This window comes from Chryseobacterium sp. TB1-D10 (genome assembly GCF_059803555.1).
The window spans coordinates 94,085-120,781 of sequence record NZ_JAPFHB010000002.1 but is presented as its reverse complement, the minus strand read 5'-3'; the positions used below and the strand labels follow the sequence as shown (position 1 = coordinate 120,781).

The 26,697-nt window shown below is 36.6% G+C and carries 23 protein-coding genes; 17 read left to right on the top strand and 6 right to left on the bottom strand.

What is annotated here, in order from left to right:
- The first annotated feature begins 103 nt into the window (after positions 1-103).
- A complete protein-coding gene (locus tag OPU68_RS02840) occupies positions 104-964 on the top strand; it encodes a hypothetical protein (protein WP_498472472.1) in 861 nt (286 codons plus the stop codon).
- A 2-nt stretch (positions 965-966) separates the two neighbouring features.
- Here OPU68_RS02840 and OPU68_RS02835 read toward each other — a convergent pair whose 3' ends face one another.
- Complete coding sequence (locus OPU68_RS02835) at positions 967-1,497, bottom strand: GNAT family N-acetyltransferase (RefSeq protein ID WP_498472471.1); 531 nt, start codon at positions 1,495-1,497, stop codon at positions 967-969.
- A gap of 9 nt (positions 1,498-1,506) precedes the next feature.
- Complete coding sequence (locus tag OPU68_RS02830) at positions 1,507-5,184, bottom strand: metallophosphoesterase (protein ID WP_498472470.1); 3,678 nt, start codon at positions 5,182-5,184, stop codon at positions 1,507-1,509.
- A gap of 262 nt (positions 5,185-5,446) precedes the next feature.
- Between OPU68_RS02830 and OPU68_RS02825 the strand changes: the two genes are divergently transcribed.
- Positions 5,447-6,649: a Pycsar system effector family protein gene (locus OPU68_RS02825; protein ID WP_498472469.1), complete on the top strand. Its 1,203-nt coding sequence runs from the start codon at positions 5,447-5,449 to the stop codon at positions 6,647-6,649.
- Between the two features lie 23 nt (positions 6,650-6,672).
- Positions 6,673-7,119: a hypothetical protein gene (locus tag OPU68_RS02820; protein ID WP_498472468.1), complete on the top strand. Its 447-nt coding sequence runs from the start codon at positions 6,673-6,675 to the stop codon at positions 7,117-7,119.
- A gap of 16 nt (positions 7,120-7,135) precedes the next feature.
- On the opposite strand, the gene OPU68_RS02815 is transcribed toward OPU68_RS02820, so the two are convergent.
- Complete coding sequence (locus tag OPU68_RS02815; protein WP_498472467.1) at positions 7,136-9,466, bottom strand: GAF domain-containing protein; 2,331 nt, start codon at positions 9,464-9,466, stop codon at positions 7,136-7,138.
- A gap of 248 nt (positions 9,467-9,714) precedes the next feature.
- Here OPU68_RS02815 and rlmN point away from each other — a divergent pair, with 248 nt between their 5' ends.
- The 3 genes from rlmN (at position 9,715) to OPU68_RS02800 (ending at position 12,935) form a co-directional block, all read left to right on the top strand.
- On the top strand, positions 9,715-10,749 hold the full coding sequence (gene rlmN / locus OPU68_RS02810; RefSeq protein ID WP_498472465.1) for a dual-specificity RNA methyltransferase RlmN: 1,035 nt from the start codon (positions 9,715-9,717) through the stop codon (positions 10,747-10,749).
- A 127-nt stretch (positions 10,750-10,876) separates the two neighbouring features.
- A complete protein-coding gene (locus OPU68_RS02805) occupies positions 10,877-11,695 on the top strand; it encodes a hypothetical protein (RefSeq protein WP_498472464.1) in 819 nt (272 codons plus the stop codon).
- 262 nt (positions 11,696-11,957) lie between these two features.
- On the top strand, positions 11,958-12,935 hold the full coding sequence (locus tag OPU68_RS02800; protein WP_498472462.1) for a polyprenyl synthetase family protein: 978 nt from the start codon (positions 11,958-11,960) through the stop codon (positions 12,933-12,935).
- A 14-nt stretch (positions 12,936-12,949) separates the two neighbouring features.
- On the opposite strand, the gene OPU68_RS02795 is transcribed toward OPU68_RS02800, so the two are convergent.
- Positions 12,950-13,660, bottom strand: a complete 711-nt coding sequence (locus OPU68_RS02795; RefSeq protein WP_498472460.1) for a hypothetical protein — start codon at positions 13,658-13,660, stop codon at positions 12,950-12,952.
- A gap of 170 nt (positions 13,661-13,830) precedes the next feature.
- Here OPU68_RS02795 and OPU68_RS02790 point away from each other — a divergent pair, with 170 nt between their 5' ends.
- The 4 genes from OPU68_RS02790 (at position 13,831) to OPU68_RS02775 (ending at position 17,508) form a co-directional block, all read left to right on the top strand.
- Positions 13,831-15,114 (top strand): replication-associated recombination protein A, encoded by a 1,284-nt coding sequence (locus OPU68_RS02790; RefSeq protein WP_498472459.1) that lies wholly within the window; start codon positions 13,831-13,833, stop codon positions 15,112-15,114.
- 76 nt (positions 15,115-15,190) lie between these two features.
- Complete coding sequence (locus OPU68_RS02785; protein WP_498472458.1) at positions 15,191-15,874, top strand: DedA family protein; 684 nt, start codon at positions 15,191-15,193, stop codon at positions 15,872-15,874.
- Between the two features lie 286 nt (positions 15,875-16,160).
- On the top strand, positions 16,161-17,138 hold the full coding sequence (locus OPU68_RS02780; protein ID WP_498472457.1) for a 2-hydroxyacid dehydrogenase: 978 nt from the start codon (positions 16,161-16,163) through the stop codon (positions 17,136-17,138).
- 79 nt (positions 17,139-17,217) lie between these two features.
- Positions 17,218-17,508, top strand: a complete 291-nt coding sequence (locus OPU68_RS02775; RefSeq protein WP_498472456.1) for a hypothetical protein — start codon at positions 17,218-17,220, stop codon at positions 17,506-17,508.
- A 35-nt stretch (positions 17,509-17,543) separates the two neighbouring features.
- Here the strand turns inward: OPU68_RS02775 and OPU68_RS02770 are convergent, their stop codons facing one another.
- The gene (locus tag OPU68_RS02770) at positions 17,544-17,939 is read right to left on the bottom strand and encodes an acyl-CoA thioesterase (RefSeq protein ID WP_498472455.1); all 396 of its coding nucleotides are present in this window, start codon (positions 17,937-17,939) and stop codon (positions 17,544-17,546) included.
- Between the two features lie 209 nt (positions 17,940-18,148).
- Between OPU68_RS02770 and OPU68_RS02765 the strand changes: the two genes are divergently transcribed.
- Both OPU68_RS02765 and hutU read left to right on the top strand, forming a co-directional pair.
- The gene (locus tag OPU68_RS02765) at positions 18,149-18,565 is read left to right on the top strand and encodes an endonuclease domain-containing protein (protein WP_498472454.1); all 417 of its coding nucleotides are present in this window, start codon (positions 18,149-18,151) and stop codon (positions 18,563-18,565) included.
- 626 nt (positions 18,566-19,191) lie between these two features.
- A complete protein-coding gene (hutU, locus tag OPU68_RS02760; RefSeq protein ID WP_498472453.1) occupies positions 19,192-21,180 on the top strand; it encodes a urocanate hydratase in 1,989 nt (662 codons plus the stop codon).
- Positions 21,181-21,499: 319 nt separating this feature from the next.
- On the opposite strand, the gene OPU68_RS02755 is transcribed toward hutU, so the two are convergent.
- Positions 21,500-22,588 carry a DUF4365 domain-containing protein gene (locus OPU68_RS02755; protein ID WP_498472451.1) on the bottom strand — a complete coding sequence of 363 codons (1,089 nt, stop codon included), beginning with the start codon at positions 22,586-22,588 and terminating at the stop codon, positions 21,500-21,502.
- Between the two features lie 253 nt (positions 22,589-22,841).
- On the opposite strand from OPU68_RS02755, the gene OPU68_RS02750 reads away from it, so the two are divergent.
- The 5 genes from OPU68_RS02750 (at position 22,842) to OPU68_RS02730 (ending at position 26,563) form a co-directional block, all read left to right on the top strand.
- Entirely contained in the window at positions 22,842-23,210 is a 369-nt protein-coding gene (locus OPU68_RS02750; RefSeq protein WP_498472450.1) for a glyoxalase, read from the top strand.
- A 404-nt stretch (positions 23,211-23,614) separates the two neighbouring features.
- Complete coding sequence (locus OPU68_RS02745) at positions 23,615-24,298, top strand: peptidoglycan DD-metalloendopeptidase family protein (protein WP_498472449.1); 684 nt, start codon at positions 23,615-23,617, stop codon at positions 24,296-24,298.
- Positions 24,299-24,366: 68 nt separating this feature from the next.
- On the top strand, positions 24,367-25,125 hold the full coding sequence (locus tag OPU68_RS02740; RefSeq protein WP_498472448.1) for a Rossmann-fold NAD(P)-binding domain-containing protein: 759 nt from the start codon (positions 24,367-24,369) through the stop codon (positions 25,123-25,125).
- A 141-nt stretch (positions 25,126-25,266) separates the two neighbouring features.
- Positions 25,267-25,929, top strand: coding sequence for a hypothetical protein (locus OPU68_RS02735; RefSeq protein ID WP_498472446.1), 663 nt, complete (start codon positions 25,267-25,269; stop codon positions 25,927-25,929).
- Positions 25,930-26,173: 244 nt separating this feature from the next.
- Entirely contained in the window at positions 26,174-26,563 is a 390-nt protein-coding gene (locus OPU68_RS02730) for a DoxX family protein (protein ID WP_498472444.1), read from the top strand.
- Positions 26,564-26,697: the final 134 nt, after the last annotated feature.

The window sequence follows — 26,697 nt, the reverse complement described above, 5'->3', positions numbered from 1 at the left end:
ATTGTATTAATTATTCGTGCATCTGTAGCAAAATAAAAACAAAATTATGCGCAGCTTTGGTTGCGCATTTTTTTATGTCTCATATTTTCTTTAATTTCATCAGATGAAAGCATTTTCCTTTTTGGCCTTATTATCCATCACATTTTCCTGTTCGCAGACTCAGGAAAATTTTTCTGTAATCGCTTCATTACCAAAAAAAATAAAAGAAGCTTCGGCTTGCGAAATCTCGAAAGGCTCGCCGTTGATCTGGACAATTGAAGACAATCACAATCATAATATTCTTTTTGGCTTCAATGAAAAAGGAGAATTGGTGAAGGAGATTACCATCACAAACGTCGAAAATAATGATTGGGAAGATCTGACTTCTGACGATGAGGGTAATATCTACATCGGCGATTTTGGAAATAATGATAACGACCGACAAAATCTCGCTATCTATAAAATAAATGCTGCAGATCTAAACAAAGACGAAGCAAAAGCGCATTTTATCGTTCAATTCTATTATCCGGAACAAACGGAATTTCCTCCGAAGAAAAAAGACAGAATTTTTGACGTTGAATCTTTCTTTATTTACAAGAACAAATTTTATCTGTTCACGAAAAACCGAAGCTCAAAATTTGATGGAACAACTGTTCTTTATGAAGTTGAAAATAATCCACTTCAGAAATTGCCGGCTAAGAAACTCGGCAGTTTTGTGACTTGCGACCAATTTAATCATTGTGCTGTGACAAGCGCAGGTATAAGTCCAGATAAAGATAAAGTTGCGATTTTGAGCTCTGATAAAGTCTGGATCTTTACCAATTGGAAAGGCGATAATTTCTTCTCCGGAAATGTTGAAAAAATAGAACTGAATCATCATACACAAAAAGAAGGACTTTGTTTCAAGGATGAAAATACGATTCTAATGACCGATGAAGGTGATAAGAAAATTACGGGGAATCTTTATCAGTTGAAGCTAAAATAAATTTACTTCGTAAAAGAATAAAGCAACATATCTGTCAGAATCTCCTGTCTTTTTCTGTAGTCATTTCTTAATAAACCTTCCAACTCAAAACTACAAAACTCTGCCACTTTTTTGCTGGCAATATTGTCAGGCGCAATTTTCATAAAGATTCGAAGCATTTCTTTTTCATTGATACAAAAATCTCTAAAAATTTTCAAAGCTTCGTAAGAGTATTTTTGGCCTGAAAAATCACTGAAAATAAAATATGCCAATTCACCTTTTGGAACCGTCCAATCTATTTCTCGGAAAGAAATATGACCAATTAATTCATATGATTCTTTGAGAAAAATTCCGAAATAAAAACCTTCATTATTTTGAAAACTTTCAATTTTCTTCGTGAAGTAGAGTTCGGTTTCTTCGAGAGTTTTGGTAACGCTTAAAGTTTTTGAAAAATAGTCTTCAAGGTAAGTTTTGTCATTCTGAAATTTAGTATAAAATTCCTTTACAAAATCCAGAGAATAAGGTTTCAAAATAAGACGTTCTGTTTCTATCATTACATTGGTTTAAAAAGTCCCACCAATTCCCACAACCAATCTTCCACCATCGGAAGACGTGAAATAAGAAACGTTCGCAGAGATTGCATCAACAGCATTCATCCAAAATCCACCGCCGTAAGAGTTGTGCCATTTGTGGGAAGTTACATTCGGAACCCAAACTCGTCCCAGATCAAATCCACCAAAAAAACCGTAACTCAAAGGTAAAATCGAGTTTTTAATCTTGCCAACTTCATATCGAAAATCCGAAGTTTGATAAAAAGAATTTTTTCCATAAAAACGGTTGAAAGAAAACCCGCGCAAATCTGTATTTCCGCCTAAAGTCGACATCTGATAAAACTCGTAATCGTTTCCTAAAAGCCATTTTGCCTTCGCATAAGATGACCAAACCAGTTTTTGATTTTGTGTCAGATAATGCAGAAAACCGAGTCCGGTTTCGACTGATGTAAACTGTCTGTCCGTATTTTGAAGATTGATATTATAAACCGTTCTGACATCGAATTTCATTCCCGATTTTGGATTCGCTTTGTTATCATAATTTTCATAATTGAATGAAACATCGGCGCCTCCAAATTGTTTTGCACTGAAGACATCCTCATTCACAACGCCTGGCAAAGAAATATACCGATTGGCTGTTTTGGCAATTTCCAGAATTTCATATTTCAATTTTGCCGAGAAAGTTGCGGCGTTTCTATTCCAATTAATTGATGGTGAAAATGCAAATTCACGTGCTCTCACATTATTAAACCTTTCTCCCAATTCATTGCTTAGCTTGATGGTTTCGTTTCCAATTCCGAAGAAATTCCGGATGTAATGTGAACTTGTGATTCTCGTATCCAAACCATAGAACCAACCGCCTGTCAACGTAGGAAATAAGCCCTGATAAGCCAATTCGTAGCCCTCAGTTCCTGTAAAATAATTCGCTGCAAAATGATGCTTCTGGGAATACGGATTTTTGATAAAATCATTTACTGTATAATCTGCATTGAAACCTACAGCCAAAGCGTCATCCGGATTGAAATTAAAATTCATATACGTTGTGAAAACGTTGTATTTCGGATTTCGGTAATTGTATTGGTTGATGTCGTAATCGTCTGTCAGTTTCAGTGTTGTATTTCCTTTATTTTCGAAATCATTCCTTTTGCTTTTATAATCGTATATTTTTACTTTTTTGGAATTGGAAACTGAATATTTATCATTATCCAAACCACCCAGAAGCCTAACTTCTATACTCGATTTTTGTTTGCCTTCCACTATAAATTCATCATCGTCATCCAGTCCGTAAAGCAAAATTTCTTTCGTCAATAAGCCTGAATATAATTTGGAAGAAGCTAATTCTTCGCCGGATTTTTTCAAGCGGTAGATTCTGATTTCAGTTTCGTTATTCGGCAACCTTGTAATGACAAATTTGTCCTTTTTGTTGGTTCCGGTAAGAATCACTTTTTCCTGGAGGAATTTGAAATAAATCGAAGCATACTTCTGAAGGTCATTTTTTCTGACCAATAATTTCTGAATCAAATCTTCTGAAACTTTGTCCTGAACTTCTTTTGGCAGATTTTTAAAAGCTTCTCTAATATCGTTTTCTGTCAGATTATTTTGAATAAATTCTGCTTGCGTCAGCCAATCTTTTTGTATTGAATTTTTAGCAAAAACCAAATCCAACGGATAAGGTTCTCGGTTGAACCACTTCACACTTTCAATTTCACTATCAAAAGTCTGCATATGTTTCAGTTCCGGAAATTCCATCAAAACTCCTGTGACAAAACCGTCATATTTTGCGAAAGCCTGGTCTCTGTCTTTAGGAATCGGGCTGTAGATAAAGTTCCCGTTTTCCATTTTTTCTTCGAATTTCCATTGGTCGTGATGTCTGTCCCAATCGCCAATCAGCATATCAAACAAACGCACTTTAATCCAGGCTTTTTCATCGATTTTATATTTTTCGTCTTTGGCCAGATTAAGAATTACTTCGTCTGTTCCGAGAACTTTGTTTGGATTATCATCCGTTTCCATTGGTCTGTCTTCCAGATAATACAGTTCGTCTCCGAATTGATCATTAAAGTTCTTCAGAGTTTTCTGTTTCGGAATATAAAAAAGTTGCGGCGTGGAATGACGAATTCCCAATTTATCCGACATATCTCCGATAACCAACGGCGTGTAAGGATGCGAGGTGGTGTAAAAATCCAAAAGAAACTTATCTGCATAACTGCCTGAAAAATCATCAATCACATATTGATTTTTGAAAGCTACTGACTGCAAAAATCTGACACCACTTTTCTTAAGCGCACGGATCACATATTCTTCCCCATTTTTGGTTTCCAATCGCAAAGATTTGGTTTGATGTCCACCTCCTGCTCTATCGGTTTTCACACCGCCAAAAAGCGTGTCCAAAGCCAGATTTCTGACATTGATTCTCTTTGAATAATATTCTCTGTAATGTTTTCCCCAAAGGAATTCATAGAACTTATTCTTCTTCATCATTGCAGAATCATAAATCGATGCTTCCGAATTTCGAGGGAATTTTTTCGGATAATCTTTGATTGCAATTTCTTCTTTTCCAAGAACCGTTTTTCTGAAAAGCAGATCAGATTTTTTGGAATCAAGATTAAAATAACTCACTTCCGCATTTCCAGATTTTGAGATTTTCAACTCAGCATAACCATTCTTTCCAAATGAAAAATCATTGTTTCCAACTGCTTTTGCAGCTTCGGTTTTGGAACCTGCGCCGCTGATAATTTGTCTGATGTCACCTTGCTCGATATATTGTAAATTATGATCGTGACCGGAAACTACAACCACATTTTTCCTTCCACTAATCAACGTTTTGATTCTGTCTGCCAGGTTTTTATAATTCTGATTTGAAATATCCTGATGCGTGATTCCACCGGTAGCTCTTGTCAAATTGATAGCCGAGCCTAAAACCGGTAACGGAACTTTATTTTCTAAAGGGAAAATCTGTTTGTCCCAAGAATAATATCCTCCGTGAGAGCCGTGCGTAATCAGTGGGTGATGCGTGGCAACTACAATCGTTTTGTTTTGATTTTTATTAAGCTGATCTTCTAATTCTGTGTAAAAATCTTCTCTCGTTTTGAGATCACATTTTTCGTTAATTCCGGGATTTTTACTCCAATCAGCCAAAACCCATTCTGTATCAATGAGAATTAAAGTCAGTTTTTTACTGATTTTTCGGGTCTCGATTGGACAGCCATTTCTGGGCGCAAAGGTGTTTTTGTCTCCTAATTTTTCTGTCACATAGTCTTCTTCACGTTTCAGACCTTTGATGCCGTTGTTGTACCAATCGTGGTTTCCGGGAATGAAAATCGTTTTTCCTTTGAATTGGTTGGATAATGAGATTTGATTATCCATTTTTTTCTCAGCCAAACCTCTGTTCTCATCCTCTTTTTTCGGCATTCCAACTGGATAAATATTGTCGCCAAGAAATATTAATGTACTGTTTTCAGAAGCTTTGGACAATGAATCTTTTAAAATATTCATATTATGGAAAGCTTCATCCTTATCGAGATTTCCAGCGTCGCCAACCAAATAAAAGGTGTGAATAATGCTGTCTTTTATGGTGGAATTTTTGTCGAAATTTTTGACATTTTTCCCGTAATCAGCTTTTTGAACTGCACAGGAAATAACTGTGAATGATATTATAATTAAAAGATAAAGCTGATATATTTTTTTCATATCCTTTCTAAATGTTAGATTCTAAATTCTGTCCTGAATTGCCCGCAGCCCGGCCTGAGTGGAGCTCATTTTTTGCCTGGTCAAACGGTTAAAAAAGTGTAAAACCGTAGTGCAAAAAAATAGCGGGAACGGAGGACGGATAAAGCTGCCATAAATTTATTTAATATAATCTGAATTAAATATCAAACTATAACAATTTTTAACAAAATTAAAATTAATAAGCTATGAATACTTTCTTAAATTTGTTTTCAAATTGGATTTTATGGATATTTTGAAAATTTCGGAGGATTATGTTAAAAATTTATTCAAAGATAGATTATCTTCTGCTTACACTTACCATAATCTGGATCATACAATCCAGGTTGTGGACAACATAAGAATCCTGGCAAAAGAGGAAAACATAGATCCCGAAAATACAGAAAATCTACTTCTGGCCGGCTGGTTTCACGATCTTGGTTACATTACAGACTGCAACAACCACGAGGCAGAAGGTAAGAAAACCATCGAAAATTTTCTAAAAAAACACGATTTTGATGATGAAAGAATCGCTAAAATCGGCCAATTGATTTTGGCGACTGAAAAATTTTACACCCCAAAAACACATTTGGAAGAGATCATAAAAGATGCGGATATGGCTCATCTGGCGTCGAATGACTATTTTAAGATTTCTGAGGATTTGCGAAATGAAATCAAGGAAGTGCATCAGCAGAAATTCAGTAAGTTGAAATGGGCTGAGCTGAACTTGGGATTCTTTGCGAAACACCAGTTTTACACCAAATTTGCTAAAGAAAAATGGCAGATTGAAAAAGAAAAAAATGTAGAGAAAATAGTCTCTCATATCAAATCTCTGAAAGCAGAGAAAAAAGAAAAAGACAGTCAGGAAAAAGATAAGGTGCTTCTGAACAAAAAGAAACTTGAAAAACTAGATTCTCCGGAACGAGGCATTGAAACGATGTTCAGAATCACCCTAAACAACCACACAAAACTAAGCCAAATAGCTGACAGCAAAGCGAATATACTACTTTCTGTAAACGCCATTATTATATCTGTTGCTCTGTCAACATTGATTCCCAAACTGGATGCGCCAAATAATTCTCATCTGATCATTCCGACTTTCATTATGGTGATGTTCAGTGTTGCTTGTATTATTCTGGCAATTATGTCTACGCGACCGAAAGTATCCAGTGGAACGTTTACCAGAAAGGAAATTGAGGAGAAAAAAGTAAATCTTCTATTCTTTGGAAATTTTTACAAAATGCCAATGGAAGAATATCTCTGGGCGATGAAGGAAATGATGGCCGACAGACAATATTTGTACGACACTATGATCAAGGATCTTTATTATCTCGGAATTGTGCTGAACAGAAAATATAAATTATTGCGACTGACTTATACGGTTTTCACAATTGGGATTATCGCTTCTGTGGTGGCTTTTGTGGTGGCTTTTAGGAATGTGACGGTTTAGAATAAAAAAATTTTATGTAAACTATGAGATTTGAAAAGTATAAAATTTTATTGGGGTTTGTTTTCTTATTCACAATCTACGGATGTTCAATTCCAACTGATTTTTATATTCAAAATCACAGTGAAGAAAGTAAAATCATAACTATTAAATATCAAGGCAATATTAAAAATCAAATAGAAAATGATAGTTATGGTACATTTAGCTTTAATTATAAAAATGGGATAGTCAACCCAAAAGAATTTAAAAGAAATAAAAATCTGCTGTCACTAAATAAAACAATTATTGGCGATTATAAAATTAAAATTGTTTTGCCTGCATCTTCCACTACAAGAATTGAGAAAACGCATAACTTCGGTTGGTCAAACTGGTCAATTGATAACATTAAAATTGATGATCAGGAAGTAAATATCAAAGATATTCAAGCCAAATCAATTAAAATAAAAGATGATTACGTCTATAAAATTGAATAGTGATTAATCTATTAAATCAAACCACTTCTACAAACTCATAATCCACTTCCTTCGCCTCATAATTCACGCCAACCCGTAACGCCTTCAAACCATTAATTCCTTGTAAATCTTCAACTTCCAGTTCTTCAACAGTTGGTTCCAGAATGTTCTGATTCTGTAGGATTTTTATTAATTGTAAATAATCTTGTCTTTCTCTTTCCTGAGAAAAAATAATACTGATCTTTCCAGGTTGCGTGATGCGTTCAGATGAATTTTTAATCATGGACTTGTCGATGCGTTTTTTGATCATTTCATAGCGTGCATTGTAGCTTCCATCTACGTCGAAACGTTTTTCATCCATTCTGAATCTAATGCTGATTGGCGTGCTGTAAACCAAAATCAAGGATGAAACATCTAATGAAAATTCGAGATTTTTTCGGAATTGGTTGTACTGCAATTCACTTTCGCAAAGAACACGCAATTGCCACAATCTCAGGTTCTTTAGGAAAACCGGATCGTAGGTCAAATCAGGCGCAATAGATGAACCAATGTACATATTATGTTCTACACCATCAGTTTTGAAACGCTCGTAATAGAACGGAAAACGCACCTGTTGTTCTTCCTGTCTTTTGTCTAGAATATCAGCCAGATTTTTATTAATGGAAGACAGACTTTCATCAAACTTTCTTCTGAAATCATAAACCATATTGGTTCGCGGATCCAGTTTTTTATAATAATCTGTAATCAGTTGATTATAATCAATATTTTGAAGTTTTACAGAATCCAAAAGTGGATGAATCTCCGTCAGAATAAAGGTTTGGACCTGATTTTCCGTATCGGCTTTCAGATCGCCGGCTAATAATTTTTGAGATGTAGAAAGTTTCTTGCTTACGATTTCGAGATCATTATCAGAACTGAAATGTGACAGCAAATCATAAATCAATCCCAACTGTATTTCAAGATCCTGCTTGATGACCAGATTTCTGGAAACCGAAGAATTTCTGATATCGGTTTGTCCGAAAAGCGGCGTCAGATTCTGGAAACTGATATTCCGGTAAGGCAAGTCAAATTCTTCCCTGTAAAATCCGATGTGGCGCTCGGCTTCCTGACGGAACTTCCAGTAAACACTTGGATGGATGGATGTATATTCACGTTGGATAATTGCCTGAATCCTGGTTTCGATTCCCGTATAAAGCCTGTCCATCGTATCTACCAGATATGGCATTACAATTTCCATCTTGTTGGCATTGATGCTGTTAAGCATTTTTTTTCTGGAAACCAATTCTATGATTCCGAGGATTTTTTTGTCTTTAACAATAGGTGCAAAAATAGCACTTTTGATGCCGGCCTCGTACAACTGTTTTGCCATAATGCTTTCGGGAAATTCCTGAAAACTTCTCTCCACATCAGAAACACTGAAAAACTTTTTCGATTCCACCAGCGTATTGAAACTCTTCTCGCAAATCATCTCATTCCTGAAATTTCTCGGCGTAGATGCCAGTATAAAACTTTCAATGGCGCCGTTGATCGGACTTCTCACGAATTTATTTTCTTCCAGATCAATCGCGGTGTAGCCAATCTCCAAATCAGCCACCTGAAAGATGGAACGGAAAATAGTATTCATTTCTGCTTTCAGATTTTTGTCGTCCTCAATATTAATCAGCTTGCTTTTGAGATTTGAAATGGCATTTTCAGTAGTTGCATCAAATAAATTAATAATTGCAAAACCTTTCAGTTCCCAACTTGCGGGCGGAAATTTGGATTTCCACAGTTCGTGATCTTCAAAATTATCCATCAGTTCCGCAATCTCATCTTCTGTCAGTCTTTGGAAATTTTCTTTTGGATTTACTTCTATGAAATCGACATTATTAAGAAAACGGTAATGATTCATAATGCCTTCATCATTAGGAATATCGAAGATAAAAGGCATTGTCAAATTGAGATTGACTTTGTAAAAATCTCTTAGAATGATGGTACAGCACATCACGTAGAAACGGTGTGGATCAAAATCCTTGATGAACATATCAAAATTCTCTCCCGCTTTTTGGAGTATAGTCTGGAAACGTTCTGTCGGATTAAAAAAGAAATTATAAAAAGGAAAACCAATGGCTTTGATCTCATTTTTGGTGAGCATCGGCGGGAAGAGATCTTTCAGAAGATCCTTCATCAGAGCTTCATTCTTTTCAAAAAAATCAAGATGTGTGATGCCTTCTCTAAGTTCCGGGAAATGTTTTATCTCATCAAGAATTCTTTTGTGAGAATGGGCATAATCTTGGTTTTGAGAAGCTTCAGCTTCCATTTTCTTAATCAATTTTTCAAAAGAAAACTTGAGAGTGAAAGGGCTTTCGTAAAAGGCTTGGAATTCCATGGGGTAAAAATCAGTACAAATATAAGAATTATCGAATTACTAATAAAGTCGATTCAAAAACAAAAATACTTCAAACTAATATTTTAGAGTCTTATTTGAAAAATGTAAAATTCTAACAATGTATTATTTAGCAATTTTTAATTTTATTTTAAAATGTTGAACGTGTTATTATTTGTTTAATCTATCAGTGCATTAGTAGATTTTTAAATTGTTTCATTAAGCGTATCTTTGCAAAAAATTTCGGAACATTGAAGGACATCAGAACACTTAACCTGGATCAGATCAAAGACTATTTTGGCACAATTGGCGAAAAACCATTTCGTGCGAAACAAGTTTATGATTGGCTTTGGAGCAAGAATATGCATTCCTTTGATGAGATGACCAATCTTTCAAAAGAATTGAGAGAAAATCTTTCCCGCGATTTTTTTATCAATCCAATTTCTGTTGATCTCTTACAAAAATCTACTGACGGCACTATCAAAAACGGCGTAAAACTTCACGACGGATTGATGGTAGAATCTGTTTTGATTCCTACAGAATCCAGAAGTACAGCCTGTGTTTCTTCGCAAGTTGGCTGCTCATTAAACTGCGAATTCTGCGCAACTGCTAAACTGAAAAGAATGCGAAATCTGGAAGTTGCAGAAATCGTGGATCAAGTGGCGTTGATTGATCGTCAAAGTAAAGAATATTTCGACAGACCACTCACGAACATTGTGTTTATGGGAATGGGCGAACCAATGATGAATTACAAAAACGTCGTAGAAGCCATCCATAAAATTACGCAGCCGGAAGGTTTGGGAATGTCACCCAGAAGAATTACAGTTTCCACATCCGGAATCCCGAAGATGATAAAAATGCTGGCTGATGAGGAGATCAAAGTGAAACTAGCTTTGTCTTTACATTCCGCAATCGAGCATAAACGAAACGACATTATGCCTTTTTCCGAGAAATTTCCGTTGACAGATATTATGGACTCTTTGCAATATTGGTATCAAAAAACCGGTTCACCTATTACATTTGAATACTGTGTTTGGAAAGGTATTAATGATGGCGATGAAGATATAAAAGCTCTAATTAGGTATTGCCGACAAGTTCCAAGCAAAGTCAATCTAATTCAATACAATCCGATTGGTGAAGGAAAATTTGACCACAGAAGTATTGAGGCAGAAGAAAAATACGTGCGCGAACTGGAAAAAGCAGGCATCACAATTATGGTCAGAAAAAGCCGTGGCGGTGATATTGATGCAGCGTGTGGACAGTTGGCTAACAAATCTGCGGAGTAATTTTCTTTAACAATATTTTAATCCACTTAGTTTTTCCTTCCAAGAATCAATTCTTATTTTTACAAATATGAAAAGGATTTTCTACTTATTACTGATTTTTTTAAGTTTTCAAATTGCTGCACAGAAAATGCAATCTTTAAATCTCAAAAAATATAAGATTGCTGTTTTAAGTGATTCCTTAAGAGAAAGTTCTGGTTTGACGAATATTGATGGAAGAATATTTTCCTTCAATGACAGCGGAAATACAAGCGAAATTTTTGAGATAAAACCCGGAAGTTCTTACATCGAAAAGACTTTTAAAACAGGTCTGAAAAATATTGATTGGGAAGCAATTACGAATGATGACGAGAATTTCTACATCGGAGAATTTGGAAATAATCTGGGAACGAGAAAAGATTTGAAAGTTTATCAAGTTCCTTTCAGAAATGATTCTCTGATTGTTGACTCTATTAAAATGATCCCGTTTTTTTATCCTGAACAAACCGACTTTACTCCAAAAAACATCAGTAATAATTTTGATGCGGAAGCAATGATTTTTTTGGATGGAAATATTCACATTTTCACGAAAGAATGGGTGACAAATACAGTTTCTCATTATATGATTGATAAAAATCTGACTGAAAATCAGCCAGCTCAGAAACTGGAAAGCTACGAGACAGGCTTTGTTGTGACGGATGCTTCGGTTTTTGGTAATCAATTGTATGTTGTTGGTTACACAAAAAACGCATCCGTTTTCCTGATGATTTTTGAGAAAGATGAGACTGGAAATCTTTTCTTTAGCAAACCTGCAAAAAAATACGCTCTTGGAAGAGCTTACAATGTTGGACAAATCGAAGGAATTGCAGCCACGGAAAAAGGAATCTATATTTCCGGCGAACGTTTCAATATAAAAATCAAAAATGTGCCTCAAAGTCTTTATTTTATTCCTTTTAAAGATTTAGAATAATTATATTTGTAGAATAATTAATAGATATTGACGTGAGAAATTAGAATTTAGACTAATATGTTCTGTCAAAATTTTTATTAATAATTTTTTTGGTCAATCGATAGACAAATCCTCAACATAGCCCCGATGGTAGCAGCATCCTTTTTTTGTTGGCTGAGCCTGAGCGAAGGCAACAAAAAAAAATATAGCGGACAGCGGGTTGGAATTGTGAATAGAAATACAAAATGTCTTGCTCCAAAAACATAATCTTTAAAGGCAAAAAGTGGCAAATACTGTAGAATTAATCAAAGCTCCGATCTCTGATGAAATGAAACTTTTCGAGCAAAAGTTTTACGAATCTATGAAAAGTAATGTTGCTCTGCTGGATAAAGTTACGCGCTTTATCGTTACTACAAAAGGGAAACAGATGCGTCCTATGTTCGTCTTTCTTTGTGCAAAACTCGTAGGAAATGTGAACGAAAAGACCTTCCGTGGCGCAAGTATGATTGAGCTGATTCACACGGCGACTTTGGTTCACGATGATGTTGTGGATGAGAGTTTTAAGCGCAGGAATTTCTTTTCTATCAATGCGCTTTGGAAGAATAAAATTGCGGTTTTGGTGGGCGATTATCTGCTTTCCAAATCGGTTTTGCTTTCTACGGACAACAAGGATTTTGATTTGCTTTCTGTGATTGCGAGGACCATCCGCGAAATGTCTGAGGGTGAACTTCTTCAGCTTGAAAAAGCCCGAAAACTGGATATTACGGAGGATATTTATTACGAAATCATCCGTCAGAAAACGGCAACTTTAATCGCCGCTTGCTGTGAAGTTGGCGTTTTGTCTAATAACGTTGATGAAGCAACTGCAAAAAAAATGCAGGAATTCGGGACTTACACAGGGATGGCTTTCCAGATCAAAGATGACCTTTTTGATTATCAGTCCAGCAATATCATCGGAAAACCTGTTGGAATTGACATCAAAGAACAAAAGATGACATTACCGTTGATCTACACTTTGAAGAATGCAAGTCCTGAGAATTACAAAAAATATTTCGCAACCATAAAACGTTATAATAACGATTCCAAAAAAGTGCGCGAATTGGTAGAATTTGTAAAATCCTCCGGCGGACTGGATTACGCCATCCAGACAATGAAAGATTACCAGCAAAAAGCACTTGCCATCTTAGCCGAATTCCCTGATAATGAAGCGAAAGAATCGTTGATACTGATGTTGGATTACGTTATTAACAGAAAACTGTAATCTCAATATTTTTTTTAATTGGAAATTTTATAAATATAAGCGCTTCCTGAAGAATTAGAAAGTAGTCCCAGACCCAAACTCAATGCGCCTTTGTTGTAAAGAAACCTGATTTTGTCGCCTGCCTGCAACTCATAAACAGAGTTTATTGTTTCGAAATAATAATTACCAACAAGTGCGATTCCTACTACGTTTAGATATTTATTGTCAATTAAAACCGATGAGCCCGTAGTTGGGGTTCTTAGTACTGCAATTTGAGCGTTGGTCGCCAGTCCCAAAGAAAGAACTGTGCTGTTTTTGAAATTGAGATCTATGACATATTTTCCTGTAGAGGGAACTGTGTAATAAAAATCGGACGCGGATGTTGTGAAATTAGAAGGATTTATTGGCATACTGTCGAACTTGATCATATACCAGGAAGTATCAAATAATGAGAGACCAACAGCCAACAGGTAAAGCCCTGTTGTAGACCTTACTTTAGAAAGCGAAGCATTTGTGCTGGACGCAAAGATATTAGGATCTACACGGTTTACTTCGTTATCACTCAGTTTTACCGTTAAAAGATGTTGCCCGGTAAGTTCTGATATTTCGGGAACCGTGCGGACCTTAAGGTTTCCATTAACGTCCAGTGCCGCTAATGGTGATGGTGTGTTAATCCCGATTTGGGCATAAGATACGGCAATAATGCAGATTTGCACCAGAAGCAGAGTTTTTTTTGTTGTTTTCATAATGTGTGTTTTTTAAATTGTAATGTAACATTTGATTGATATATTTATTTATTAAGGAATATATTTATAATTAGTATGAATTATTTATTGTAAAAATACAAAAAAAACTTAATTATGTTATTTTTTTATAAAATTTTCATAAATATGCATAAATACTATATTTTTGATAGATGAATCTGAATAGTCCTTTAGCCGAAATTCTACGTCCGAAGTCCCTTGATGAAGTTTTGGGCCAAGAACATCTCACTGGAAAATCTGGAACTATCAAAAGAATGATGGAGAATGACACCATCAATTCACTGATTTTTTGGGGACCTCCGGGAACAGGAAAAACGACTTTAGCGGAAATCATCTCCGAAAGTTCAGGACGGAAATTCTACAAGTTATCAGCAGTTTCTGCAGGCGTAAAAGACGTTCGGGATATCATCGATGAAGCTAAAAAACAAAACCTCTTTTCCGGAAGAAGTCCAATTCTCTTCATTGATGAGATTCATAGGTTCAACAAGTCTCAGCAGGATTCTTTACTTCACGCGGTTGAAAAAGGTTGGATAACTTTAATCGGCGCTACTACGGAAAATCCGAGCTTCGAAGTGGTTTCCGCTTTGCTTTCCAGAACTCAGGTTTACATTCTCAAAGCTTTAACGTTTGAAAAGTTGGAAGAACTCGCAGATATTTCTGTTTCAAAATACAATGAACTTAATCAAACCAAATTCTTCCTCGAGGAAAAAGAAGCCTTCATCCAATATTCCGGAGGCGACGCCAGAAAGCTGATTAACTCAATAGAATTGGTTCTGAATCAATTCAAATCTGCCAAGAAAAATAAGATTTTCAACAAAGACGTCCTTTCCGTTTTGCAGGAAAATATGGCGTTGTACGATAAAAATGGAGAACAACATTACGACATCATCTCAGCCTTCATCAAATCAATGCGTGGTTCCGACCCAAATGGCGCTGTCTATTGGCTCGCCAGAATGTTGGTTGGTGGCGAAGATATCAAATTCATTGCCCGCAGAATGATGATTCTCGCAGCAGAAGATATTGGCTTAGCGAATCCAAACGCTTTGGTGATGGCAAACAATTGTTTTCAAGCCATCAACGTCATCGGAAATCCAGAAGCCAGAATTATCCTTAGTGAAACTGCCGTTTATCTCGCGGTTTCCCCGAAAAGTAATTCCACGTACAATGCTATTAATGAAGCAATGGCTTTTGTGAAGAAGACCGGAAATCTACCAGTTCCACTCCACCTCAGAAATGCGCCGACTAAACTGATGAAAAATCTGGATTACGGAAAAGATTATCAATACGCTCATTCCTACGAAGGCAATTTTGTGGATTTGGAATTTCTTCCCGACGAAATTACCGGAACCACTTTCTACAATCCTGCCAACAACTCAACGGAGAAGAAAATCCGCGAACAGCTGAAGGATAAATGGAAAGACAAATATGACCTTTGAGTTAAATATTCCTAATTTTCACTTTATGTTAACTAATTCGATTTCCTTTTAATATCTTTGCGGGAGACAGAAAACTATGGAACATTTCGAAAGCTGGAAAGACTTACTCAACCCCGAATTTTACATCAAAATGGGTGGTTTTTGGCTCATTTTATTTATCATTTTCGCAGAGACAGGACTTTTTGTAGGTTTCTTTTTGCCGGGCGACAGTTTACTGTTTATTTCAGGGATTTACGCCGTTAAAATCATCGACACCACTTTCGGAACTACTGGTTCAGATTTTCTGGATACCACGATTTTGGCGACCGCAGTTGCAGTTGCTGCAATCATTGGAAACGAGATCGGCTATTGGTTTGGTTATAAAAGCGGACCATTGTTGTATGAGCGAAAAGACACTTTCCTATTCAAGAAAAAATACCTTTTCAAAGCACACGATTTCTTCGAAGACCACGGAACTGTTGCGGTTATTTTGGCGAGATTTCTTCCAATCGTAAGAACATTTGCACCAATCGTTGCCGGAATTGTGAAAATGGATAAAAAGAAATTCTTCTATTATAATATCATCGGAGCGTTTGCGTGGTCATTCACAATGATTTTCGCGGGACATTATCTGGACAAATTATTTATGGACCAGTTCGGCATCGATTTGAAGAAAAAATTAGAAATCATCGTTTTGGTCATCGTTTTGGTCACAACTTTGCCTATCGTTATCAAGTTCTTTTTCACTAAGGATAAAGAAAGACCAACGAAAATTGATTAATCAACATTGAAATATCAGCAAAACATATAAAACCGGAGTCACTTTCCGGTTTTTTGCATTTAAAAATTTTTATGGCAGCTTTTCCGCCTTCCACTCCCAATCTTTTTTGCTCGACGATTTGACATTAAATAGAACGAGAGTACACGCAAAAAAGGATTTCCGTTCAAGTCGGGCTGCTGATTCGCTGTTAAAAAATTCCCCTCCTGTGGAGGGGCGACAAATTGCCAAAGGCAAATTGACGGGGTGGTAAAGAGAGTATTTATTAAAATTTAAAAATCTAAATAAAATGAAAGTATTTGTAAACAAAAGAATTCCGGACAATGGGATTCAGATTTTGAAAGACGGAAATTTAGATATCATTTTCCCGGAAACAGAAAACCCAACCCACGAAGAATGGCTGGAAAGCTGCCAACAAGCAGACATCATCCTAAGTGTCGGCGGAAAGAACAAATATGACAAAGAATTCTTCGATGCTTGCCCCAATGTAAAAGCAATTGCTCTATTTTCCGTAGGATTCGACCAGGTGGATATCGAGGAAGCGACGAAAAGAAAAGTTGCAGTTGGAAACACGCCTTACGTTTTGAGCCGCGCCACTTCCGACGTTGCATTTCTACTAATGCAAATGGTTTCCAGAAAAGTAAACTACAACACCGCAAAGGTAAAATCCGGCAACTGGAAAGACTTCGACCCTTTGGAAGAACTCGGACAGGAACTTTACGGAAAAACTTTAGGCGTTCTAGGACTTGGAAGAATCGGTTTCGAAATGGCTGAAAAGTGCAAAGCCGCTTTCGGAATGAACATCATTTATCACAACCGAAGCCACAACGAAGAAGCTGAAAAAGAACTCGACGCAAAATATGTTTCTTTTGACGAATTAGTGGAAAACTCAGACATCATCAGCATCCATGCCAATTACACACCAGAACAAGCTGACCTTTTCAACACATCGGTTTTCGAAAAAATGAAAGAGAATCTGATTTTCATCAACACCGCAAGAGGTGGTTTTCATAATGAGAAAGATTTATTCGAAGCGTTGATTTCGGGTCAAATCTGGGGCGCAGGTTTGGATGTAACCAATCCTGAACCGATGCAAAAAGACAGTCCATTGCTGGAACTTCCAAATGTTTGTGTTCTGCCACACATTGGTTCTGCAACTTTGGAAGCCAGAAGCGGAATGGCAAGATTGGCAGCTGAGAACGTTGTCGCATTCAGTAAAGGCGAAAAAATGCCGACTTGCGTGAATCCTGAAGTTTACGAAGATTAAATTTCATCAAAATAAATCTTTCAAAAACAAAGCTTGGAATCATATTTGTCTATCTTCAATCAACCAAAAAATAAATATTATGACACCAGAAGATAACATCGAAAAAAATTTAGAAGATTTGGATTATAATCCAGGTGAGGACATTTTCAACAGAGAAGAACACATTCCAATTGACGGCGACGGAAATCCAATCAGAAATCCAAGTCAGGTAAACGACGAAATGCCATTCGGACTAGACGTTCCGGGCGCTGAAGATGATGACAACTTTGACCAGGTAACCAACCAACTTCCGGACGAAGAAAACAATTACTACAGCACGAGCGACAATGAAGATGACCACGAAGAAGAAAACGAGGACATTATTGAATAAAAACAAAGCTTACCAAATCGGTAAGCTTTTATTCTTTAGTTGATGTCTTTAAATATTTTCAGTGGCTTCTTATTCTCATCAATCGCAACTAACGTGAAATCGCCTGAGACAGCTTTTTCTCGAACATCGTTGTACATTTCCTCCACAAAAATTTCCACATTCACTTTCACACTTGTATTTCCGACGTATTTTATTCTCCCTACAAGCTCTACAATCGTATCGGCTGGAATTGGTTTCTTAAAATCGATTCGGTCACAACTTACGGTAACAAAAGACTTTCTTGCAAATCTTGTTGCCGTCATAAAAGCTACTTCATCCATCATCTCCATCACTTTCCCACCAAACATCGTATTGTGATGATTGGTTGTATTCGGGAAAACCACTTTGAAAACGCGTGTTTCCGATTGTTGGATTTTATCTTCGTAATTCATTTCTTGATAGCTTTAAGGATGTGTACTGGAATCGTTTTGTGAAGGTGCAAATATAAGTGATAGAAACTGTTCTAAGAAATTTCATAAATTAGTTCTAATAAACCGCTCTTCCAAAATTGAATTTAATGAATTGAAAATTCCCCTCCTCTGGAGGGGCGACTAAAATTCAAAGAATTTTTGACGGGGTGGTCACTCAAAAACACATACAAATGAATGAAATCCTAACTCAAATCCACGGAATTACCATCCGCAGGAATTTCGTTGAACACCTACCCTATAATCCTCACCTAAAAAAATTATTAAGCGGAAAACGCAAAGCCGGAATTCTAAGCGAAGTTCTTTTCTGGAAGCAAGTTCGGGCAAGAACCTTTCATAACATCGATTTTGACAGACAAAGAATTATTGGAAATTACATTGTTGATTTTTATGTCAAGATTCTTGGATTAATAGTAGAAATCGATGGTTCAAGCCACGACGAAAAAGAAGTTTATGATGGCATAAGGCAAACTTATTTGGAATCCTTGAATTTGAAAATATTCAGAATTACAGATTTTGATGTAAAGAATAATTTGGTTTTGGTAATGAAAGAATTAGAAAATTACATCATCGAAAATTACCGATGCTAAAATTCCCATCCTCCAGAGGGGTGGATTCGACCAAAGGGAGAAGATGGGGTGGTCCAGCATAATTGACCACCCCCGAAATTTGAAATTTACAATTTCAAATTTCTCCCCTCCAGAGGAGGGGAATTTTTTCGTAATTCATTACTATATATTTTTCAAATTGAATATCTTTAAAACTTTGAAAATCGAAACTTCATTATGAAAAAACTTTTTACAAAATATCTGTTTTTCGTATTCGCCTTTCCAATTTTATTATTAATTGCACTTTATTCTTTTTCGACGGAAAATGCAATTGGAACATATGGCGTTAATCGAACTATTAATTTCCGAGGAATTGATATTAATGGAATTTTGAAGAACCCAATTTATAATTCCTCTTTTTTAATTTTTACATATCCAATATATCTTGTAGCCTATTTTATAATTTTTATAATTCGAAGATTTACAGATTTATTTTATTCTATACTTCATTTCATAATATTTATTTTAAACTACATATTGCTTAGTAGTAATCCGGAAAATAGAATTCTAATTCCATTAGCAATCATTGGTTTTATATTTTTCATTTTAAATATCTTTAAAACGACAAAAAAACCATCAACTATCAACAAACAACCATCAACGATATAATGACTTTCCAACAACAAATCCAACAAGGAATTCCAACAGAATTACCTCAGCCAAAACCATACGAAACCCACATCAACCATGCTCCGAAACGTAAAGAAATCCTTTCGGACGAAGAGAAAAAACTCGCTCTGAAAAATGCTTTGCGCTATTTCGAACCTAAATTTCACGCAGAATTGTTGCCGGAATTCAGGGAAGAACTGGAAAAATACGGCAGGATTTACATGTACCGCTTCCGTCCCGATTACGAGATGAAAGCTAGAGATATTGCCGAATATCCCGGAAAATCTGAGCAGGCGAAAGCCATTATGCTGATGATTCAGAACAATCTGGATTATGCTGTGGCGCAACATCCCCACGAACTGATTACGTACGGTGGAAATGGTGCGGTGTTCAGCAACTGGGCGCAGTATCTTCTGACGATGAAATATCTGTCTGAAATGACGGACGAACAGACGTTGACGATGTATTCCGGTCATCCGATGGGATTATTTCCTTCACATAAAGACGCACCGAGAGTCGTTGTAACGAACGGAATGATGATTCCAAATTATTCCAAGCCGGATGATTGGGAAAAGTTCAATGCGCTGGGTGTTTCGCAGTACGGACAAATGACGGCAGGATCTTATATGTACATCGGTCCGCAGGGAATTGTGCACGGAACAACGATTACTGTTTTAAATGCTTTCAGAAAAATAAACAAAGAACCAAAAAAAGGCGGATTGTTCGTTACTTCAGGTTTAGGCGGAATGTCCGGAGCTCAGCCAAAAGCCGGAAATATCGCAGGTTGTATTACGGTGATTGCAGAAGTGAATCCAAAGATTACCAAAATCCGTCACGAACAGAAATGGGTGAATGAAATCCACGAAAATCTGGATAAATTGGTGGCAAGAGTTAGAAAAGCTCAGGAAAATAAAGAAACAGTTTCTTTGGCTTATCTTGGAAATATCGTCGATATCTGGGAGAAATTTGATGAAGAAAATTTAAGAATTGATATTGGTTCAGACCAGACTTCGCTTCACAATCCTTGGGCGGGAGGTTATTATCCTGTCGGTCAAACTTTCGAGGAATCCAACACGATGATGGCAGAAAACCCTGAATTATTCAAAGAAAAAGTTCAGGAAACATTGAGAAGACACGCTGCTGCCATCAATAAACATACAGCAAAAGGAACCTATTTCTTCGATTACGGAAATGCCTTTTTACTCGAAGCTTCCAGAGCCGGAGCCGATGTAATGTCGGAAAATCCTACGATTGGAAGGGAGTTCAAATATCCATCTTACGTTCAGGATATTATGGGACCGATGTGTTTTGATTACGGTTTCGGGCCGTTCCGTTGGGTTTGTACCAGCGGAAAACCGGAAGATCTGCAGAAAACGGATGATATTGCCTGTCAGGTTTTAGAGGAAATGATTAAAACATCTCCCGAAGAAATCCAGCAACAGATGAAAGACAATATCACGTGGATTAAAGGCGCTCAAAAAAACAATCTTGTCGTTGGTTCGCAGGCGAGAATTCTGTACGCCGATGCAGAAGGAAGAATGAAAATCGCAGAAGCCTTCAACAAAGCCATAGCCAACGGAGAAATCGGGGCGGTGGTTTTAGGTAGAGATCATCACGATGTTTCGGGTACGGATTCGCCGTACAGAGAGACTTCCAATATTTATGATGGTTCGAGATTTACGGCAGATATGGCTATTCACAATGTGATTGGCGACAGTTTCCGTGGGGCAACTTGGGTGAGCATCCACAACGGTGGTGGCGTTGGCTGGGGCGAAGTGATCAACGGTGGTTTCGGGATGTTGCTCGATGGAAGCGATGATGCCGACAGAAGATTAAAATCAATGCTTTTCTGGGACGTGAACAACGGAATTTCACGAAGAAGCTGGGCAAGAAATGAAGGGGCTGTTTTTGCGATTAAAAGAGCAATGGAAGCCGATCCGAATTTGAAAGTGACGTTGCCGAATTTTGTGGATGAGAGTTTGTTTTAATTTGAAAACGATAACATCCCGTCACTTAGATAGCTTTTGAAAAAATCAAGAAGTTTTTGCTAAAGGTTCTCAGTACATCGCAATTGCATCCGGAAACTCAAACTGACGCAAGCAAATTTAAGAAAATAAAAACCTGCCTCACAGCAGGTTTTTTGTTTTTTTACGTAGATGGCTCGAATATAAAATCCGAGCCGTAGCTTTTAAATGTTCACGGATTGTAAATCCGCAAGATTGGGTTTTGCATCTTTATATTATTTTTTAATGTACGTTGATGCATTGTAAAACCGTCAGATCGTTTTTAAAATTAATGATATCCTGGTCATAATTTTTCTAAGATTTTTTTTGTCAATTCTTTGGCATCTTCAAATTCATTAATCAAAAAGTTTAACACTTCAATATGTTGATTTTTTGCTTCTTTAAAAAATGAGAAATTATATGTAGGTGTACTTTTAAGAGTTTCTTTCAAGTTAATATATTCCGACAATGCAGATTCAATCTGGTTTGGGAGTTGCCTAAAATTGTCTTTGAGAATTTCCTTCAAATCTAGATATTCTGATAATACGGAATAAATTTGGTTAGGCATTTGTCCTATATTACCACCAATAGATTTTTCTAATGTTGAAATAGAAATATATTGAGTAATTAAAAAATTTTCAAAAGAATTAATTCCTACTGAATATAATTGTGAAAATAAATCAACTTCAGTTTCTATTCTTTTTGAAGTTATATTCATTGTTCTTGATATACCTTTGTATAAAATTGAAACTTCAGTTATAACATTCGGTAGGTTTTTTTGGCTGAGTTCCTTTAATTTACTACCCATATTGATTGTTTCGTCAGTTTGCTTTTCAATTATTGCTGTAATATTGTTTAGGCAGTCTACTGCATTACCAAGTGATTTTAAATCTTCGATTATGTCTTTGATATCATTAGAATCTACTCTACCGCGATATATATCAAATCTCTTATCATTTTTTTCGGATACAATTTTAGAAAGTCTCCTTTCTGATTTTTCGTTGAATTCTTGATTAAAAGGAATTTCAATCTTCCAACTTTTTTTATTCTTTTTTAAATTAGTCTCTGTTATTTCTTGCCAATATGTTTTTCTTTCTTCTGGAATATGTGCTATAAGAATAATAGGTATATTCAGATTTAACCAATAATTATAATGTATATTAGTTACATAATGAGATAATCCTTTTTGAGTTTTATAGAAATTTCCTGAACCACTTTTAATTTGAACGGCTATAAATCGTCCTGTTGGTTCACCATTTTCCACCTGTTCAATTATAGCATCTAATCCTACATCAACAATTGGTTGTTCACGAAATATCCATCCAAAATTTTGGATTACAATTTTTTCAGTTTCATTAATTCCTATTCTTTCAGTTGGACTATATCTACTCATTTTTTTTATAATGTCGGCATTTATTACAATCATAAATACTCATTACATATTTCAAATATAATAATCTAAAGTCATATCTCTACATATAAAAAATAAATCGAAAAAATAATTATTCCAAAATCCCCTCACTGGTGCGAGCATCTTGCTCGTACCCATTATTTAGCTCAAGAAACCAACTTAAGCTTGCGCTAGCGGAGGATAATAATGGAAATATTTTCCTACATTTAAAACAACTTATTTTTATTAGCCACCAATGAACACTAAAATCGATTTAAGAACACTTCTCACCACTACTAATTCCGATGCTATGACTCCTTCGGAAACTTTTCAAAATCAAACACTAAGGCCTGTTTTAAAATTGCAAAACGATTTGTATCTAACTCTTTTTATGCATTATACGAAGCGTCAAAAAACAGATTTTGACACGCTGTCAATAGCAAATAAAAAAACTTTCCTGCAACAGAGTTTACAAAAAGACGTAGGAATGAAAAACATTTTTATTGGAATGACTATCGGAATGTTTACAGAAGAAGAAATGGAAATCTATGTTTCGGATAGCAGAGAATTGAACCGGAGAATAATTGCGATGTTGATTGAGCGGTTACAAAGTCAGATCATATAGTATTTGTTAAAAGAATATTTTTTTTGAAAATAGAATAAAATCAAAAATTGTAAAAATTTCCGCTCTCCCGCTGGTGCGAGCATCTTGCTCGTACCCATTATTTAACTTGAGATACGACCTTAAAGCTCGTGCTAGCGGAGGGTTTCCTTAAAACGAGAAAAAAAATTAAAATTTCATTCCCAGACCATTTCAAATCAAAACCTCCCGCAACCGCAAAAACCTTCCAAACAATCCTAAAACAAACCTCCCACACCTCATTTTGTTTAAAAAAACCATGTTTGTAGCCTCCTGCAATTGCAGGAAGTCTCCAACTAGTTGCGGGAAACCTCAGTAAAACTTGTTACTTCTATCACTATTACAAATATTATAATCACATTTTCTATCTTTGGTTTTTTATAAATATAATGAACACATTAGAAGATATACTCCAAAAGCAAACCGACGTAAAAGTGATTGACGCTTCCATCGACACCAAAGATTATGTGGCGATTGATCTCTCGGCTCTGCATACGGATACTTTAAATCTGGATCTTACCAATGCAGAAAAATTTGAAGAATTTATTGAAGAGCATCATCTATTAGAAAATAAGGCGAAAGTAGCATTTGGCGGTTATCTGGAAAGGCGAAATCTGTATAAAAGAAGCGAAAATTTTAATGCCGAAAATACGGAAGAGAGAAACATTCATCTCGGTCTGGATTTGTGGATCAAAGCAGGAACTTCTGTGTTAAGTGCTCTGGATGGCACCGTTCACAGTTTTCAAAACAATACTTTCCTGGGCGATTATGGTCCGACGGTTATTCTTCAGCACCAAATAGAAGGCGTTACTTTTTATACGCTGTACGGTCATCTCAGCCTGGAAAGTCTCGATGGAAAAATTGAAGGTCAACCCGTAAAAAAAGGAGGAAAAATTGCCGAACTTGGAAAACCGCCTGTGAATGGCGATTATGCGCCACATCTGCATTTTCAGATCATCAAAGATTTAGAAAATAAAAAAGGCGATTATCCCGGCGTCTGCAGTTCAGAAGATCTCGGTTTTTATAAAGAAAATTGCCCGGATCCGAATCTCTTATTGAAGATTAAGGAGTAGCAGTATCAAATGATATTTTTAAGATTCGTAATCAATCACACATTCAGAATTAATCATAAATAAACTTAATGCAAAACCTAGGAATCGTCGGCTACGGCTGGCTCGGAAATCACATCGCAGAGAGACTATCAAGCCAATACAACATCTTCGCGACCACTACCACACCTTCCAAAGCACAAGACCTCAACGCAAAAGGCTACCACGCTACCCTAGTCAGTTTTCCAGACGAACTAGATTCCGAGATGAAACCGTGGGAAGTGGCAAAAGACTTGGATGTCATCATCATCAGCGTTCCTTTTTCAGGACTTCGAGGGGCGCAGATTCCGATGAATGACAAACGTCAAAACCTTCTCAATTTCCTCGGCGATTACAAAGGTCAGATTTTCCTACTCAGCTCCACTGGCGTTTATCCACAGATTGACAAAGATTTCACAGAAGACGACAAACCGGCTCAGGAAGTAGAAAGTGAAAGTTTCATTTTGGAACGATTTCCTCAGACCAATATTCTGAGATTGGCAGGATTGATGGGCGATCAAAGGCTTCTCAAGAATTACAATATTTCCAACCTGGATCAGTTGGTCAATCATATTCATTACATTGACATTTGTGCCGCGGTGGAAAAAATGCTGGAGAGTCAATCTCGATCCAAAGTTTACAACATTGTCGCACCCATCCATCCGAATAAAGAAGAAGTCATCAATGCTCAGAAAGATTTGCCTTACAATGGTGAACGTGCCACCACAGGCAGAACCATCTCACCCGCAAAACTGATTTCAGAATTGGATTTTGAATTCCAGTATCCGGATCCGAGATATTTTCATTTGTGAAAAAAAGCTGGTTTCCAAACTTTTTCAGAATAGTGCATCTTAATCAGTAAAAGGCATTCCTATGAAATCGTCATCATCTTAACTGAACCACCAATAAAGACTGAACGATTGCATATCACCAAAAACAAATAAGATCCAATTATGAAAGTTACCATCCCAAAACCCTGTCACGAAAACTGGGCAGCTATGACGCCCGAAGAAAAAGGCAGATTCTGCCAGGTCTGTTCCAAGAGCGTGCGAGATTTTACCCGGGCATCTGACCTGGAAATTATGAATGATCTTTCCGGCACTTCAAACATCTGCGGGAATTTCCGTGCAGATCAATTGGACAGAAACCTCAGCCATTCTTTCATCAATTCTTTGTTTGCGAAGTTTGCGGTGGGTTTTGTACTCACGTCCGGAGGCATTGTTTCGGCACAAACGCAGCATAAAGTAAATCCTACCACAAAAACCGATGTTCCGCTACAGATCAAAGGCGAAGTATCACAAGTTCAGCCACCTAAAACACAACCTGTTCAAATAGATAAACGTACACCTTTAAGTTTTGATAAGATTGCAATATCAGATGCTGACAAACCGAATGTAAACAGGCAACAGTTCAGAATTGGAGCTCCATTATCCATTAACGAAAACAATCAACCATTATATGTTGTAGAAGGAAAAATTATTACGAATAAACAATTTCAACAGATTGATGCCAATAGTATTGAGGATATTAAAGTTTTAAAAGGCAAAGACGCTATTTCCAAATACGGGGCAAAAGCGAAAGGTGGTGCTGTTATTATTACTATGAAAAGAAACTAAAGAATGGAAAAGTAAAGTGAGGTAGGTGTTATAATTGAAATCTAAAAACACAAGAAACACTATGCCAAAAAAACACACTTAGGTAACAGAAAGGTAACAGCGATCTAACGGAAATCTACTCTCAAAATAATATGTCAAAATGACAAAATCCCCTTCTCAAAAACACAATATTTATGAAATCTTTTAACACATCATCCCAAGCTTTGGAATCATTCTTGAACCTACTCCCGGAAAATCCCCTATTATGGAAACAAGTACAATCAAAACCATCGCAAAATACGGCTTAGGCGCTATGCTGATCTCAGCCGGAATAGGACATTTAACGTTCGCTAGAAAAGAATTCCAGGCTCAGGTTCCGGAGTGGGTGCCATTGGAAAAAGACGACACCGTCATTTATTCCGGAATCGTAGAAATCGCAATGGGAGCCGCCATCATCGCCGCACCAAAGAAATATGAATCACTCGTAGGCCAACTCGCTGCAGGACTGTTCACCGCCGTTTTCCCTGGAAACTACGCACAGTACAAAGAAAGAAGAAACGCTTTCGGACTCAACTCAGACAACAAAAGATTCGCAAGATTGTTTATGCAGCCAGCACTCATCGCTTGGGCGCTTAAGTCTACGGATAATAAGTAATCAAATTAGAGCACGCAGAGTTAGCAGATTGGACAGATCTTATCAATGTAAATCTGCCCAATCTGCGAGAAAACAAACAAATCATCACTCAACTTTTCAGTTGAGTTTTTTTGATTCTCGCATAGAATAAATCT